This is a genomic window from Candidatus Amarolinea aalborgensis, assembly GCF_900491745.1.
Classification (GTDB): Bacteria; Chloroflexota; Anaerolineae; order SSC4; family Amarolineaceae; genus Amarolinea; species Amarolinea aalborgensis.
On sequence record NZ_UETR01000001.1, the window covers coordinates 294,445 to 309,845 of the forward strand.

Genomic DNA, 15,401 nt, shown 5'->3' on the forward strand with positions numbered 1-15,401 from the left:
CATGACCAATCTCGTCGGTCAGCGTCTCGGTAATCGTTATCTCGTGCAGGCCGAAATCGGTCGCGGCGGCATGGGCGTCGTCTATCGCGCGTTGGACACCAGCAGCCTGCAGCGCACGGTGGCGATCAAGATGCCGCTGTCAGGATTACTGACGGAAGAGAGTTTCCTGGAACGATTCATTCACGAGGCGCGCCAGGCCGCCAGCCTGCACCATCCCAACATCGTCACCATCTATGATGTGGGCGCGCAAGATGACGTCCCGTTCATCGTCATGCAGTACCTCGATGGTCAGACGCTGGAAAAAATCCTGAACACGCGTGGTCGTTTGTCCCCGGAGCAAGCCGTACCGCTGCTGCGGCAGCTGGCCGACGCGCTGGATTACGTGCACGGCCAGCGCCTGGTGCACCGCGATATCAAGACGGCCAACGTCATGCTGTCCGCAGACGGCAAGGTGACGCTGACCGACTTTGGCCTGGTGCGCGCGACGGAGAGCGTCGGCTTCACCCGCAGCCATCAGACGGTGGGCACGGCCGAGTTCATGTCCCCGGAACAGGCGTTGGGCCGCAGCTCCGATCCGCGCAGCGATAACTATTCCTTGGGCATCGTGGCCTACAAGATGTTGACCGGCCATGTGCCGTTCGAACGGGAGACCTCGGTGGCGACGCTGGTCGCGCATGCCAGTGAAGCGCCGCCATCGCCGCGTGTCTTTCGCAGCGACCTGAATCGCCCCCTGGAAGCGGTGTTGACCAAAGCCCTGGCCAAGAACCCCGACGAACGCTATCAACACGCCGGGCAGTTTGCGGCGGACCTGGCAGTAGCGGCCGCGGGGCGCTGGCCGGACATCCCCCGCACCGCCACGCCCACGGAAAAGCTCAGCCCGCTGCCCGCAGTGCGGCGCGCACCTTCGCCCAAACCGCTCGATCGTCCCTCGCCCGGGCCGGCCCCGGCGCCAACACCACGGCTGGGCCAAATCTTCGCACGCGTGACGACGACGCAGATGCTGGGCGGCGCCGCGGTTCTTTTCATCTGCGTTCTCTCAGCCACGCTGGCGTGGGCGCTCAACCGCACGCCTCCCATTAGCCCAACGCCGGCGGCCACGGTGGCCTTGAACCTCACGGCGACGCCCACCGTCGTGGCGGTCGCGTCGGCGACGCCGACCTTCACGCCGACGATCACGGTGACGACCGCCAACGTAACGCCCGCGCCTGCGGCCGTGACCGAAACCGCGACCACCGGTGCGCCTGAGGTCACCTCTACGATTGCGCCGACGTGGACACCCACCGGGCAGACGCCAACGCCACGTCCCATTGCCACCACGGTTACCCCTGTACGAGCAACCGCGACGCCCGCCCGGCCTCCGACGCCATTACCCGCGCCTGTGCCAAGTGCGCCTCAGGAGAGAGCGAATGTCACGGGCAAGACCAGGTTTGCCTGGGATTACGCCGGGCCGTTACAGTCCGGCCAGGCGTTCGAGGTGCGCATTTGGGCCGAAGGAGCAGCGGAGCACCTGGGCGCAGCCGCTCCAGTGACGACCCAGGAGATGATGATTGACCTGGACGTGGCTCCCGGCATCAAGGACGCCAACTGGTCGGCGGCCGGAGTGTACCTGTGGGCCGTGGCAGTGATCGAAAAGGCGACAGGCGCACGGATTGGCCGGGAGTCTGAGCCGCGCCACTTTTCGTATATACCGTCAGATTGCTCAGGGGCGGGATGCGGCCCTAAGTAGCTTGTACGATGAGGAGGAAGGTCTTCGTGTTCAACATGCGACGTTTCTTGGGCTTCACCATCGGTGTCCTTCTGTTGTGCGCCCTGCCGGGTCAGCGCGCACACCCGGAGGCGGCCAGCAGCCAGGGCACTAATACCGTGGTGGCCCTGCCTGCGGCCGCGGACACCTTTGTCGCCTCGGGACGCCCCGATGAGAATAGAGCTACAAACCGAAATCTGTGGTTGGGATATGACGCGGCGGGCGGCTACCTGGTGGAGCGCAGTCTGTTGAAGTTCAACATTGGTTCGATTCCGCAAGGCAGCCTGATCCAAAGCGCCAGTCTGCAGCTCTACCTGTCGGCCACCACGTCAGGCGCGGCGCCGATGCCGATTGGGGTGTATCGCATCAACAGCAGCAGTTGGCCCGAAACCATCACCTGGAACCAACATCTGCAGCTTTCGTGGAACGCGACGCCGGCGGCGACGACGACGGTGGGCGGCCAATTCACCTGGTACACCTGGGATCTGACTGCGCTGGTGCAAACTGCCAACGCGCATGACGAGAGCGAGCTGAGCCTGCTGCTGCGCGGGGACGAGACGGCCGGGCAGCATGAGCGTGCGTTCTGGTCCAAGGACTGCAGCGCCAGCGACTGCGGCAGTCCGCCGGGGCTGCGGCCGAAACTGGAGATTCAGTACCTGACGCCGACGCTCACGCCCACCGCGACCCCCACCCGGACGCCGACGCCCACCTGGACACCGACAAAGATCCCGACGATTACACGAACGCCAACACCCACCGTCACCCCAACCGCCACGCGCAATTGGCAGTTCGTGCCCAATATGCGCTTTTCTTACACGTATACCCCCACGCCAACGCGCACTCTCACGCCGACGCCGACCCAGACCCCGACGCCGACGTGGACGCCCACGATCACGCCGACCGCCTCACCGACGCCGACGGCGACCTGGACCCCGACGCGCACCTGGACGCCGACGAGCACGCCGACGGCCACCGCCACGGACACGCCTGTCCCCGGGGCCACCCATACCCCCACCGTGACGCCGACCGTGACGCCGACGAACAGCCCGACGCCGACGCGCACCTCGACGGCGACGCCCACGAGCACCTCGACGGCGACGCCCACGAGCACCTCGACGGTTACGCCGACGGCGACGCCGACCACGGCGCCGAATGCGCAGGTCTACCGGGGCAGCGTGCGCCGCGTGGATGGGACGCCGGTGGCCGGCTTCACCTATGTGCAGTTGTGGGGTTCCAACGACGCCAACGTGCGCAGCGTTTTCCTGGGGAACGCCAGCAGCGACAGCAGCGGCAGCTTCAGCCTGAGCGCGCCGCCCACGCCGCCGGCCTATGGGTACTATTTCATCTACCTCTCTCCGGCCGGCAGCAGCGCGGGGCTGTATGCGCCGGTCGCGGCGACGCCTGGGCCGGGCGGCGTGGCGACCGGCGCGCAGACGATTCGCTTTGGCGCGGGCAACGGTGTGCATGATGGCAACATCTTCATCGTCATTCAGAACACGCCCACGCCAACGCCGACCAGCACGCCCACGCCGACCAACACCCCGACCAACACGCCGACGCCAACGATCACCCCAACCAACACGCCGACGAACACCCCAACGAACACCCCGACAAACACACCAACGAATACCCCGACCAACACGCCGACCAACACGCCGACGAACACCCCGACCAACACCCCGACGCGGACGCCGACCCCTGGTGGTTCAACGCCGACCAGCACCCCAACGGCGACGCCCAACACGGCCGATCTGGCGGTGACAAAGTCGGCGTTTCCGTCTCCCACCGTGCTGCCCAACAGCAACCTGGTGTATACCATCCAGGTGCGCAACCTGGGCTGGTTGACGGCGACGGACGTCTCGGTCACCGACACCCTGCCGCCGGGCGTGACCTACCAGAGCCATCAGCCAGGGGAGTTCACGTGCAGCCACCTGGGCGGGCCGGAACGCGTGGTGTGCACCCTGGCCAGTCTGCCGGTCGAAAGTGGCTGGCGCACGATTCTGATCAACACCGTGGTGAACCCGGACGCGACGGGCACGCTGACGAACATCGTGGTCGTGAGCAGCAGCCAGGCCGACCCGAACCAGGGCAACAACCAGGCCATCGTGGGCGTCACGGTGGCGACGCTTACCCCGACGCCAACAATCACCCCGACGAGCACCCCGACGAATACGCGCACCCCGACGCCGACGCCTACGAATATGCCGACGACCACGCCGACGACCACGCCGACGCCGACCGCAACGCCATTGCCGCGTGGAGGTGGATTCCATGCCTGGTCGAGGTACGGCGGGTGGTTCGCACCCAGCCAGCGGCTGCTCCTTGCCGCCGGGTTATGCCCGTGTTGACCGTTCGGACGCATGCCGCGCCGCGCCTTTGTGGTGATAGGTGATGAATGTGAACTACTTGCTGCCAGGCCAACAACTCGATCGCTACATCCTCGAGCGCGAAGTCGGCACCGGGGGCATGGGCATTGTTTATCTGGCCTATCACCAGGTTCTGAAAAATCCGGTGGCGATCAAGGTGTTGGATCCTCGGCTCGCCAGTGATGCGCGCTTTGTGCGCCGCTTTGCCCTCGAAGCGCAGAGCGCGGCCCGCTTGCAGCATCCGAACATCGTCAAGGTGTTCGACGTGGGGCAGCTTGGCGGCTGGCACTATATCGTCATGGAGTTTTTGGAAGGCACACCGTTGGATCGCTGGCTGCGGGAACGTGAACGCTGTACGCCGCTGGAAGCGGCAGCCATTATCCAGCAGGTGGCGTCTGCGCTCGACCACGCGCATGCCCATGATTTAGTGCACCGCGATGTGAAGCCGGCGAATATCATGCTGCGCAGCGACGGGCACGTCGCGCTGATGGATTTTGGCCTGGTGCGCGCGGGCGACGGCATTGGCCTCACCCTACAGAACCAGGTGTTGGGCACGCCGGAATACATGTCTCCTGAACAGGCGCAGGGGCAGCGCGCCACGAAGTACAGCGACATCTACGCGTTGGGCATTGTGGCTTACAAGCTCATCACCGGCGCGGTGCCCTTCAGCGGCGACACGCCGGTCAGCACCATGCGCATGCACATTGACCAGGCGCTGCCGCCTCTACACCGGCTCTCGCCTGACACGCCGGCCGCCCTGGAGGCCGTGATCGCCAAAGCGCTGGCCAAACAGCCGGCGCAGCGCTTTCAAAGCGCGGGCGAGTTCGCGCGCCGTTTCCAACAGGCTGTCAGCGCGGCGCCGTCCCCGCAACCGCTCAAACCCACCCCGGCGTCGAAGCCGCCGCCAGGCCCGGCGCCAAAACCGCAGGGCAGCTTGATCCCGGTTTTGATCTGGGCCGTGGCGCTGCTCTTGTTGTTTGTGCTCGTTGTGTTGATCAGCGTGCTGCTCATGCATGGGAGTCTCGACCTCTTGCTGGCTGCGCCGGACTACGCCAACAACCCTTTCATCTCACCTTCACCGTGTAGGGTGGCTATCCTATGACTGAATTGATTGGACAACGTTTAGCAAACAAGTATGACATTCAGAGCGAAATTGGCCGCGGCGGCATGGGGGTCGTTTATCGCGCTTTCGATGTCATGCTCGAACGTCCCGTGGCCGTCAAGATCCTGCCCGTCGAGCTGACCTTCGATCAGCAGTTCGTTGCGCGCTTTCGCAAGGAGGCGGTGACCGCGGCGAGCCTGCATCACGCCAATATCGTCACCATTCACGACGTCGGCCAGCAAGATCGCATCTACTATATTGTGATGCAATTCCTGCCGGGTTGGACGCTCGATCAATGGCTGATGCAGCGGGGGCCGATGGCGCCTGCCCACGTCAGCCACCTGGTGCGACAGATCAGCGATGCGCTCGATTATGCGCACCGGCGGGGGATCATTCACCGCGACATCAAACCCTCGAACATCATGGTGGATGCCGAGGGCCATGCCACCCTGATGGATTTTGGCCTTGTGCGCGCGGGCGAAGGCACCGGATTGACGCGCAGCGGCGTTGTCGTTGGTACGCCGGACTACATGGCGCCAGAGCAGGCATTGGGCAAAGAGATTGACTACCGCAGTGACATCTACTCGCTGGGCGTGGTCGTTTATCGGGCGCTGTGCGGCCAGGCGCCGTTCGTGCGCTCCTCGTCCATCGCCACAGCCTATGCGCATGTGCATGAGGCGCCGCCGCCCCTGCGACAGCTGCGTCCTGATCTGCCCAAGGCTGTCGAGGCTGCCGTACTCAAAGCGTTGGCCAAAGACCCCGCCGACCGTTTTCAGGAAGCGGGCCAGTTTGCGCAAGAACTGGCGCGCGCCAGCGCGGGCAAGGGTTCCACCTCAGCGCCGACCTGGGCCGTGCTCAAGGGATCTGCCCCGGCATCGCCGCCGCGGGGAGCGGCTGCGGTCAAGCCGGCTGAATCCGGGCCGCGCCAGGCGCCGGCTGATGCAGCGCCCCCCGCGCAGACCACGGCGCCAACGCAGATCATGGGCGCTGCTCCTGCCGCTCCCACGGCGGCCAGTGAGAACCAATCCAAAGACCCTGCGCCGGTTGCGCGGCCGGCAGATGATCGTGTGACAGTCGCGCGGCCGGCGGCTGACCCTGCGCCAGTCGCGCGGCCGACGGCTGATCGTGTGACGGTCGCCATGCCGGCCGCTGATCGTGTGACGGTGGCGCGGCCGGCGGCTGATCATGCGCCGGTCGCGCGGCCGGCGGCCCGCCGCCCCCGGCTGCTGCCTTACCTGTTGGGCGCTGCGGCTGCTCTCCTCCTGCTGTTAGTTGGTTATTTCACGCTGCTCTCACCTGAGCATGCAACGCCGACGCCGACGGCGATAGGGCTTACTGCGACCTCAACGTCGGTTGTTGATGCTGGCACAATCACGGCGACGGTCACGTTGGCGCCGACGCGCGGGCCGTTGCCGCGCACAGACACCGCCACGCCTCCGGCGACAGACATGACGCCCACAGCGACGGATACACTCACGTTCACGCCGGTGCTCACGGCGACGCCTGTGAAGACGGCTACGCCCACGGCGACAGCCGTGCAAACGCCTACATTCACGGCAACGCCCACCCATACGCGCACTCCCCAGAAAACGGCAACCCCCACGCGCACGCCTGGTAGAAATGGTTCAATCCGAGCGCCCGTGCTGATCTCGCCTCTGCCTGGGACCACGGTGAAGATCGGCAGCAACGTAGAGTTTGTCTGGCGCTTCGACGGCCAACTTGCTGCCAACCAGGGCTTTGAGATCAGGGTTTGGAAGGAGGGGCAGCCTGCGCATTATGGAGCCGCATCTCCAGTGCGCACAACCAGTGCGGTTCTGGACTTGAGCGGCGCCTACGGCGTACAGCTGGGCGGCGGCGGCCGTCATTTGTGGACGGTAGCCGTGGTGCAGATTGAGCCGTATCAGGCGCTCGGTCCCGAGGCTCCGCCGCAAACGATCGAAATCGAAGGGGCGCCGCCAACACCGAGACCATGAAAAATAGCATCTTGAGTTCACGCGATGGACGGCCGGCTGAGCGTCTGGATAACGGGCTGTCATTTGAGATAGTCATTGCTAGAGGCAGAACAGAGTCACCCGGCCCACGACAAGAGGAGGCCCGCCATGTTCCCGGTAAACAGAACTTCGTCATTGCTCGGCCGCGTTCTATTCCTTAGTCTCGTCTCTCTTCTCATACTCGCATGGGCACGCACCAGCGCGGCCAACGTGGAACCACGTGATCCATTCCCCTGGGATGAGAATCTATCGGGATGGACCCAGGTCACATCGCTGCCGGCGAGAATAGACAGCGCGGCCGCGGCTGCTGTGGGCGACTGGCTTTTCATCTTGGGGGGACGCGACAGCGATGGTACTGCCCTGAACACTGTTCAGCGCGCGCATATGAACCCGGATGGCTCCCTGGGTGGTTGGCAAACGGTCACCCCTGCGCTGCCACAGGCACTGTATGGGCATACCGCTGCGGCGGCGGGCAACCGCATGTACGTGGTCGGCGGATTTGGCAATGATTATGTGCGCAGCGTCTACATGGCTGTTGTGCAGGGCGATGGTTCGCTAAGCGCCTGGCAAAGCCTGCAATCGCTGCCCGGAGGGCAAGAACGAACCAATCATGCAGTTGCCATCGCGTCTCAGAACCTGTATGTTTTGGGAGGGCAGCAGGCGTCCGGTGTCCTAAATACGGTCTGGCGCACATCTATCCGCGCCGACGGTACGATAGATAATTGGACGCCGGCGCGTGCACTGCCAACTGCACTGTATCGGCTGAGCGTTGTTGCCTACAACGACCGTCTGTACGTCATCGGTGGGCGGCCAGATGCAAACTCCGTCTCTCGGCACGTCTACTCGGCCGTGGTGGCAAGCGATGGGAGCCTGGGAAGTTGGCGTACGCTCGAGAATATCCTGGCGGCCGGGCGCGCTGATCAAGTTACCATCGCCGATCAATCCAAGCTGTTTGTGGTTGGCGGTACGGATGGCAGCAACTTGCAGCAAACGGTATTCATCTATGGCTTGACGGCTGACGGGGGATTGGCGCCGCTGCCGTCAGGCACCCCTCTGCCGGCGCCGCGTTCGCGCGCAGCCAGCGTGCTCAGCCAGGGCCATTATGTGTACCTGGCAGGCGGGCTTCAGAGCAGCGACCAGTCCAGTAACAGCGTTTTGTTGGGACGCATCGTGACCAATACGCCTACGGTGACGCCTACGCCCACGCGTACACCAACGCCTACGTACACGCCTACGCGAACACCGACTGCCACCCCAGTGTTTCGAGCGCGGGCGTATGCGCCAGACATCCGCTTCGCGTTTACGCCAACACCAACCCCTACACGCACACCAACGCCAACGGCGACCTGGACGCCAACGGCGACCTGGACGAGCACATTTACCCCGACACCGTCTAGGACTCCGACGCCCACGCGTACACGGACGCCGACGCGCACCCCCACGCGTTTCCCGACGCCTACGCCAACCCCGACCTGGACCTCGACGCTGATACCCTTACCCACATCAACACCAACACCGACGCTCAACCGACGCATTTTCCAGGGCCGCCTCGAGTTAATCGGCGGCTCTCCGATTCGGAACTATTACCATGTGCAAATCTGGGGATCGAACCAACCGGCGGATTTGGGGCAATGGTTAGCCAATGATTTCACCAATACCCGCGGTGAGTTTAGTCTGCAGGTAGATGATACCAACTTTGCCTACTATCATATCTGGTTGGAGCCTATTCAACAACCATATCAGTTCTATGCGGCGACGGCCGGGCCGGGCGGCACGGTGATCTCGAATCGCCAGATTCGCTACAGCAACCCTGTCAGCGGAGTCTACGCGGGTAATGTCTTTACGCTGATGCCAAGCAGCGGCAGCAATGGTTGGAATCCAACCGTTGGCAACTCATACTCGAACCATGCCGAGTCATGGAGGATGTATGGCCCCTTGCGTCTCGAAAACGCTGCGGCAGGCGATCTGAGCGTGCCGTTGTGGTACAATAACAGTAACTGAGTCAAGAAGGGTAGAGACATGTATGGCTGAACATGAGACTACTGTTCAACCCACGTTGCTGGCAATCTTGCAGAGTAAGTGGGTGGGGGGAAGCAGCGACACACTGCCGCTTTCTCGCCCAGTCATCCGCATCGGGCGTGGGCTTGACAACGACATCGTAGTTCAGCATCCGAGCGTTTCCACACATCACCTGGAAATGACCATTCACAGCGGCAGCGCGGAGGTGCGCGATCTGCAGTCTCGCAACGGATCGGTTATCGGTGGGCAACGTCTGCCTGCTCTGCAACCGGTCAGCGTTCAGTTTGGCATGACAATCCGGCTTGCAGGATGCCTGGATTTGCAGTTACTGGCCGCGGAAGCAACGCTGCCGGCTGTAATCACCCCTGAGCGAGTCTACTTGAGACCCCAGGCCAGCCCAGGATTGGTGATCTGGCCGCAAGGCGGTCTGTTGATGCATCTCGTCCTCGATGATCAGCCCACCAGGATCGGTCGCAACCGCGAGAACGATGTCGTCGTCAACCACCCTGCGATTTCCCGGCAACACGCGGAACTCGTCAAGCAGTCTGACGGATGGCATTTGCGCGATTTACAGAGCAGCCAGGGTTTGACGTTTGGCAACACACGGATCCAGGAGAAGCTGGTAACGCCTGGCGACACCTTCTTCATCGGCAACCAGGTCATGTTACAGTTTCGTTTGCTCGCTTTTGTGAGCGAAGAGATGGCGGTGCGGCGCGCGCGCATCACACCGGCATCGAGCCGGACACAGCTACTGCAGCTTGAAGGGAAGAATACGATTCGTATTGGACGCGCGCCTGACAATGACATTCATCTCAGTGATGGCCGCGTATCCCGCTACCATGCCGTTATCGAGCGCGTAGGTATGCGTTATCGAATTCGTGATTTGCGCAGCGACAACGGCACCTTTGTCAACGATCGTCGGGTTGAACAGGAAAAAGTCATCAACCCCGGTGACGTCATTCAAGTGGCTACGACCAAACTCCGCTTTGCGACCGACGGCCTTCATTCGACAGACGAGGACTATGGCCTGCGCCTGGACCTGCTTCGACTCCACAAACGTGTCAACAATCAAAAGGACCTTTTGCAGGATATCTCGTTGTCCATCCCTCCGTGTACGTTCGTGGCTCTGGTCGGCACCACCGGTGCGGGCAAATCCACCCTGCTCGATGCCATGAACGGATTCCGGCCCGCATCGCATGGGCAAGTCTTGATCAACGGCGTGAGTCTGTACCAGCACTTCGATGCTTTTCGAGCTGAACTTGGCTACGTGCCCCAAGACGATATCATGCATCGCGAACTGACCGTCTTCGAGGCGCTCGACTACGCTGGTCGCCTGAGGATGCCGGCGGATACCAGCGTGCGGGAACGGCATCATCGGATACAAGAGGTGTTGGGCGAACTGCATTTGGAGCAGCAGCGGGATTTACCCATCCACAAGTTGAGCGGGGGACAACGCAAACGGGTCAGCATCGGCATCGAATTGTTGACCAAACCCCGTTTGTTCTTCCTGGATGAGGCAACCTCAGGCCTGGATCCAGGCACCGAGTCTGAGTTGATGCAGCTGCTGCGCAATTTGACCAGCGACCCCCGTGAGGGGCGCACGATCATCCTGGTAACGCACGCCACGAAAAACGTCAGCTTGTGCGACCAGGTTATTTTCCTGACGAGGGGCGGACACCTGGCGTTTTTTGGCACGTCGGAAGAGGCGCTAACCTATTTTGAGCAGTTTTGGAGTGAACAGCAGAGACGCCTCAAACCTGTCTTTGAATTCGATGACATTTATGACTTGCTTGATCCTGATAAGGCTCTGGCAAATACCGCGACTGAGAAACAGAAATTGGCTGCCGCCGCCGAATGGTCCAAACGATACCGGCAGTCTCCCTATTACCGCACGCACGTGATTGATGGTTTACGTCATGTGCAAACGGGCAATCTGGCAGTAAACCAGAGTATGGCAACGCGTAAACGGCCACCGGTTTCTGCCTTCCGCCAGTTTGGCATCTTGAGTTCGCGTTACTGGGCGGTGATGCGCCGGGACCCGAAGAACCTGCTCATTTTGTTGTTGCAGGCGCCCCTGATTGGGCTGATGTCTTTCATTAATTACAACCAAGCAATCTTCGATCGCAATGACGGCAACCCGATGCAAGCACTCACGACGATTTTTCTCGCGGTGATCATCGTCTTGCTCTTTGGCACGGTCAACTCCGCGCGCGAAATCACCAAAGAAATCTCGGTCTATAGACGTGAGCGTATGGTCAACCTCGAGATTGGTCCTTACATCTTGAGTAAGGTGTTCGTTGGCATTCTCCTGTGCCTTTACCAGGTGGCGGTGTACCTGGCATTTACTTTGTTATCAACCGACTGGCCCACGATGTCAACGGGAGCTTGGGGCGGAATCTACACGACGTTGACCCTGGCCAGTATGTCGGGAATTATGCTCGGGCTCCTACTCTCGTCTCTTTCCAGTAGTGACGGGCAGGCCGTCGCCCTGATTCCGGTCATCTTGATTCCTCAATTTATCTTTGCCGGCGTTTTGATGCCAGACCTGGTCAAGAGTATGCCTGCTGTGTCACAGATCGCCACCAGCAAGTGGGCGGTGTCTGCCCTGGCAACCATCACCGAGGCAGACAAGGCAGGCGAGATACGAATGAAAAGCCAGATGCCCGATCTGACACAGCAAACTGAACAGGCGCGCCGGTCATGTGAAGCGGAAATGCAGTTGCGAATTCAGTCCGAGACGGAGCGGGTGGTCAACGAGCGCCTCGAAGAGGAAGTGCAGAAGGTGTTGGCGACCGAGGTCCAAAAAGAAACGGACCGAATCATGCGTGAACAGACCGAATCGGCTCAGAACAAAGCTGAGGCCGAGGCGCGACGCCAGGGAGGCATCTTCGTCACTGAGCAAGATATTCGTAGCGCCCGCCAACGGGCCGCGACACAGGTGGCGAACAAGCGTCCGCAGGTTGAAGCGCAAGTGCGTGCTCAGATGGAACCGCAGGTGCGGTTGCAGGTGCGTGAACAGTTGACAAACGCTGTGCGCCCGCAAGTAGAAGCCTCTGTACGGGAAGAAGCCGCCAAGGCAGGAAAGGACTGTGCCCAAATCACTGTGCAGGTGCCCGATATTCCCAATCCAATAGACCAGCTGCCCGCAGAGCTGTTTGACACGCCTCCCTGGAAAGCATGGGTTGCGATGACAACGATCATGTTGGCCGTGCTGGGCATGATCTTCTTGTCACAGTATCGTAAGGACATTCGTTAGCTCACTGTGGGAGCAGGCATGGCCAATCAACCTGTTCAGTCGAGAAAAACCGAATCGTTTCTTATCCAGGTTTCGCTGCTTGACTACCTGCATGTGGCTGTGGGCACCGATGTCGGCCTGGTGCGAAGGCATCAAGAGGATGCGGTTGGCTGGCGTGTTGCGACGGATCCGCGAGTACTTGCCCACAAAGGGGCGATATTTGTTCTAGCGGATGGCATGGGCGGGCACGCAGCAGGTGAAATTGCCAGCCAAATGGCGGTTGACAGGATCGTTACGGCTTATTACCAAGATCCAGTGATCGGCATTACTGACAGCCTAAGACACGCTCTAGACAGGGCTAGCCAGAGCATCTATGTCGAAAACAGGCGAGCTAATCTCGGCGGACGCGCGCGGATGGGTACAACCACGACGGCCGTCGTCCTTCGTGGTCATGAACTCTATGTGGCGCATGTCGGTGATAGCCGGGCCTATTTGATTCGCGATAGACACATTCAGCAGTTGACAGAAGACCATTCCTGGGTGCAAGAACAGGTCCGTCGCGGCATATTGTCGCCCAGAGAGGCCCGTGCCCATCCCCGACGACATGTAATCACACGATCACTGGGCCAACGCGCGCAGGCGAACGCTGATTATTATCCCGTCCGCCACATTGAACGAGGGGATGTGGTCCTGTTGTGCTCAGACGGCTTAACCGCCTATCTATCTGACAAAGAAATCTGCCAGGTTGTCTCTCAGGTTCATCCCGAGAAATCTGTCGTGTACCTGCTTGATGCTGCAAATCAACGCGGCGGCAATGACAATGCGAGTTTGATGGTCATGAAACTTGAAGGACCGTCATTGGCTTGTGTGCGAACCCAAATAGAATCCTGGTTTAGAGGAGGCAATTCGTGACACTTCTCATATCTCATTGGTTGTTTGCGAGAGATATCCTGATAAGCAACGCGGTTGAATCGCATCCCATCGCTATGGTGCAAGTGCAAGAGGACCCTATTCTTGTGCTGTTACTTGGGATCATTGTCGTTTTGTTAATCGTTCTGATCGGCATCATGGTGTGGGGCTTGCGATCACCTACGGCCATGGCGCAGCCCGCATCCAGGGCCGCCCCCATCGCGGCGGCTTCGAGATCGCGTGGAGGTCCTGGGTCGCGCCGAACTGTGGCCAGCCCAGATCGGGCGGGGTTCGTGCGTTCTGCGATCCAGGACACGCCGACGCCCCACCCATTTGCGCGCCCATACGTGACTGCGCCCACTCGCACACCTCCGATCGTGGAACGCGTGCCACACGCCGCGCTTTTGATTGACCGCCGCGATCCAGGAAGAAGATTCGACGTGTGGCCTGTTGTCAACATCGGGCGTTCCACCGACAATACACTACAAGTGTTGGACATGCTTGTGTCCAGGCGCCACGCTTGTTTGCGTCTGGAACAGCAGCGATACTGCCTGTTCGATCTTGGGAGCGCGAATGGGACCTTCGTGAATAATCAACGCGTCAATGGGGCGCGTTTTCTGAGTGACGGCGATGTGTTGGCTTTCGGTGAAACCGAGTTCATGTTTCGGCAATTGGCATAGTGTCTTTCATGATGAAACGCCTACTTCTGATCAACCCGGCGCTTTACGCAAACGGGGGACGAGTGCCTAACGTGGCAGGCGCGGCTTCTATGGAGCCGCTCGCGCTGGCGTATGTCGCTGCGTTGACCCCCCCGGGATGGAAAATCACGATATGGGATGAGGTAATGGAGCCAATGCCCAACCCCACGGCAGCCGATCTGGTCGGCATCAGCACGATCACGGCGACGGCGCCGCGTGCCTATGAACTCGCATCTCAATTCAGGCATTTGGGTATCCCGGTGGTACTTGGGGGACCGCATCCTACCATGTTGCCAGATGAAGCAGCCCGTTATGCTGACGTCGTGTTTTCGGGGGAGGCGGAAGGAGCCTGGCCGCGTCTAGTCGAGGACTTCACGTCGGGCCATCTCAAGTCGCGTTACGAGGGTGGAGGGCCGCCATTAGTGCACAATCTTGTACCCAGGCGCGACCTGTATCAACATCGTTATGTGATCAACCTCATATCGGCTTCTCGCGGATGCCACTATCGCTGTGAGTTCTGTTCGATTTGGAAGTTTGACAGCGGTCGTTTACGTTTGAGACAAAAGGAGGATGTCTGGGCCGAATTGGAGAGCTGGCAGAGTGGATGGGCAACCCTTTTCACTGATGACAATATCATGGCTGATCGGGAATGGTCATTGGCCTTGTTCAGAGGAATGGCAGAGCGGGGTCTGCGGCGCCGTTTTGCTGTCCAGGCATCTTTGAGTATCGCTGATGATGATGAGCTTCTGTTCTGGCTGCAGCGTGCCGGCTGTTTTGCGATTATGACTGGTTTGGAATCAGTCAATGAAGAGAGCTTACGTGTGATGCGAAAAGGTGTCAATCTACGAATCGGCCCCGCAGCGTATCAAGCAAAGATTGCACAGATTCATGCACACAGAATGATGGTAGCTGGCACCTTCATGTTTGGCAACGACGGTGACGGTCTCGATATCTTTGATCAGACCGTGAGCTTCGTAAAGGAGGCATCTGTTGATCTTGCGCACTTTGGTATCCTGGTGCCAGATCCTGGGACTGATCTCCATGCGCGCTTGCACGCAGAAGGTCGTTTGATTTTTACTTCGTATCCACAAGATTATCGGCGTCATCATCTGGGACAGGCTCTTTTTGTTCCAGCCAAGATGACAACTCGACAACTCGAGGATGGCATGCGGCGCGCAACACATGAGATTGGTTGTTGGCCTGTTGCCGTGCAACGGGCATGGCGAACCTGGCGCCACACTCATAATTTCTTTGCTGCGCTAATTGCTCTTGTCTGGACGCGCTCGGGCCTGTTGGCGCGTGTAAGCGCCGACTACCAAGCAGTCACTTGAAGTCCT

Annotated in this window: 9 protein-coding genes; all 9 read left to right on the forward strand. The window is 60.6% G+C overall.

Annotated features, from left to right (window positions below; genetic code table 11):
• Position 1: 1 nt before the first annotated feature.
• The 9 genes from ACPQ6D_RS01195 to ACPQ6D_RS01235 all read left to right on the forward strand — a co-directional run bounded on the left by ACPQ6D_RS01195 (position 2) and on the right by ACPQ6D_RS01235 (position 15,395).
• Positions 2-1,726: a serine/threonine-protein kinase gene (locus ACPQ6D_RS01195; protein ID WP_423222456.1), complete on the forward strand. Its 1,725-nt coding sequence runs from the start codon at positions 2-4 to the stop codon at positions 1,724-1,726.
• 35 nt (positions 1,727-1,761) lie between these two features.
• A complete protein-coding gene (locus ACPQ6D_RS01200) occupies positions 1,762-4,092 on the forward strand; it encodes a DNRLRE domain-containing protein (protein ID WP_423222755.1) in 2,331 nt (776 codons plus the stop codon).
• A 49-nt stretch (positions 4,093-4,141) separates the two neighbouring features.
• A complete protein-coding gene (locus ACPQ6D_RS01205) occupies positions 4,142-5,212 on the forward strand; it encodes a serine/threonine-protein kinase (RefSeq protein WP_423222457.1) in 1,071 nt (356 codons plus the stop codon).
• Positions 5,209-7,185: a serine/threonine-protein kinase gene (locus tag ACPQ6D_RS01210; protein WP_423222458.1), complete on the forward strand. Its 1,977-nt coding sequence runs from the start codon at positions 5,209-5,211 to the stop codon at positions 7,183-7,185. Before ACPQ6D_RS01205 ends, ACPQ6D_RS01210 begins: the two co-directional genes overlap by 4 nt.
• 228 nt (positions 7,186-7,413) lie before the next feature.
• A complete protein-coding gene (locus tag ACPQ6D_RS01215) occupies positions 7,414-9,204 on the forward strand; it encodes a Kelch repeat-containing protein (protein ID WP_423222459.1) in 1,791 nt (596 codons plus the stop codon).
• A gap of 22 nt (positions 9,205-9,226) precedes the next feature.
• Complete coding sequence (locus ACPQ6D_RS01220; protein ID WP_423222460.1) at positions 9,227-12,478, forward strand: FHA domain-containing protein; 3,252 nt, start codon at positions 9,227-9,229, stop codon at positions 12,476-12,478.
• Between the two features lie 18 nt (positions 12,479-12,496).
• Complete coding sequence (locus ACPQ6D_RS01225; protein ID WP_423222461.1) at positions 12,497-13,369, forward strand: PP2C family protein-serine/threonine phosphatase; 873 nt, start codon at positions 12,497-12,499, stop codon at positions 13,367-13,369.
• A gap of 185 nt (positions 13,370-13,554) precedes the next feature.
• On the forward strand, positions 13,555-14,046 hold the full coding sequence (locus ACPQ6D_RS01230; protein WP_423222756.1) for an FHA domain-containing protein: 492 nt from the start codon (positions 13,555-13,557) through the stop codon (positions 14,044-14,046).
• Positions 14,047-14,054: 8 nt separating this feature from the next.
• Positions 14,055-15,395: a B12-binding domain-containing radical SAM protein gene (locus ACPQ6D_RS01235; RefSeq protein WP_423222462.1), complete on the forward strand. Its 1,341-nt coding sequence runs from the start codon at positions 14,055-14,057 to the stop codon at positions 15,393-15,395.
• The last annotated feature ends 6 nt before the right edge of the window (positions 15,396-15,401 follow it).

Bases quoted from the DNA above. Each gene is read 5' to 3' on its own strand.
- ACPQ6D_RS01210 (WP_423222458.1), top strand. From the start codon at position 5,209: ATGACTGAATTGATTGGACAACGTTTAGCAAACAAGTATGACATTCAG.
- ACPQ6D_RS01220 (WP_423222460.1), top strand. From the start codon at position 9,227: ATGGCTGAACATGAGACTACTGTTCAACCCACGTTGCTGGCAATCTTG.
- ACPQ6D_RS01230 (WP_423222756.1), top strand. From the start codon at position 13,555: ATGGCGCAGCCCGCATCCAGGGCCGCCCCCATCGCGGCGGCTTCGAGA.
- ACPQ6D_RS01235 (WP_423222462.1), top strand. From the start codon at position 14,055: ATGATGAAACGCCTACTTCTGATCAACCCGGCGCTTTACGCAAACGGG.
- ACPQ6D_RS01225 (WP_423222461.1), top strand. From the start codon at position 12,497: ATGGCCAATCAACCTGTTCAGTCGAGAAAAACCGAATCGTTTCTTATC.
- ACPQ6D_RS01200 (WP_423222755.1), top strand. From the start codon at position 1,762: ATGCGACGTTTCTTGGGCTTCACCATCGGTGTCCTTCTGTTGTGCGCC.
- ACPQ6D_RS01195 (WP_423222456.1), top strand. From the start codon at position 2: ATGACCAATCTCGTCGGTCAGCGTCTCGGTAATCGTTATCTCGTGCAG.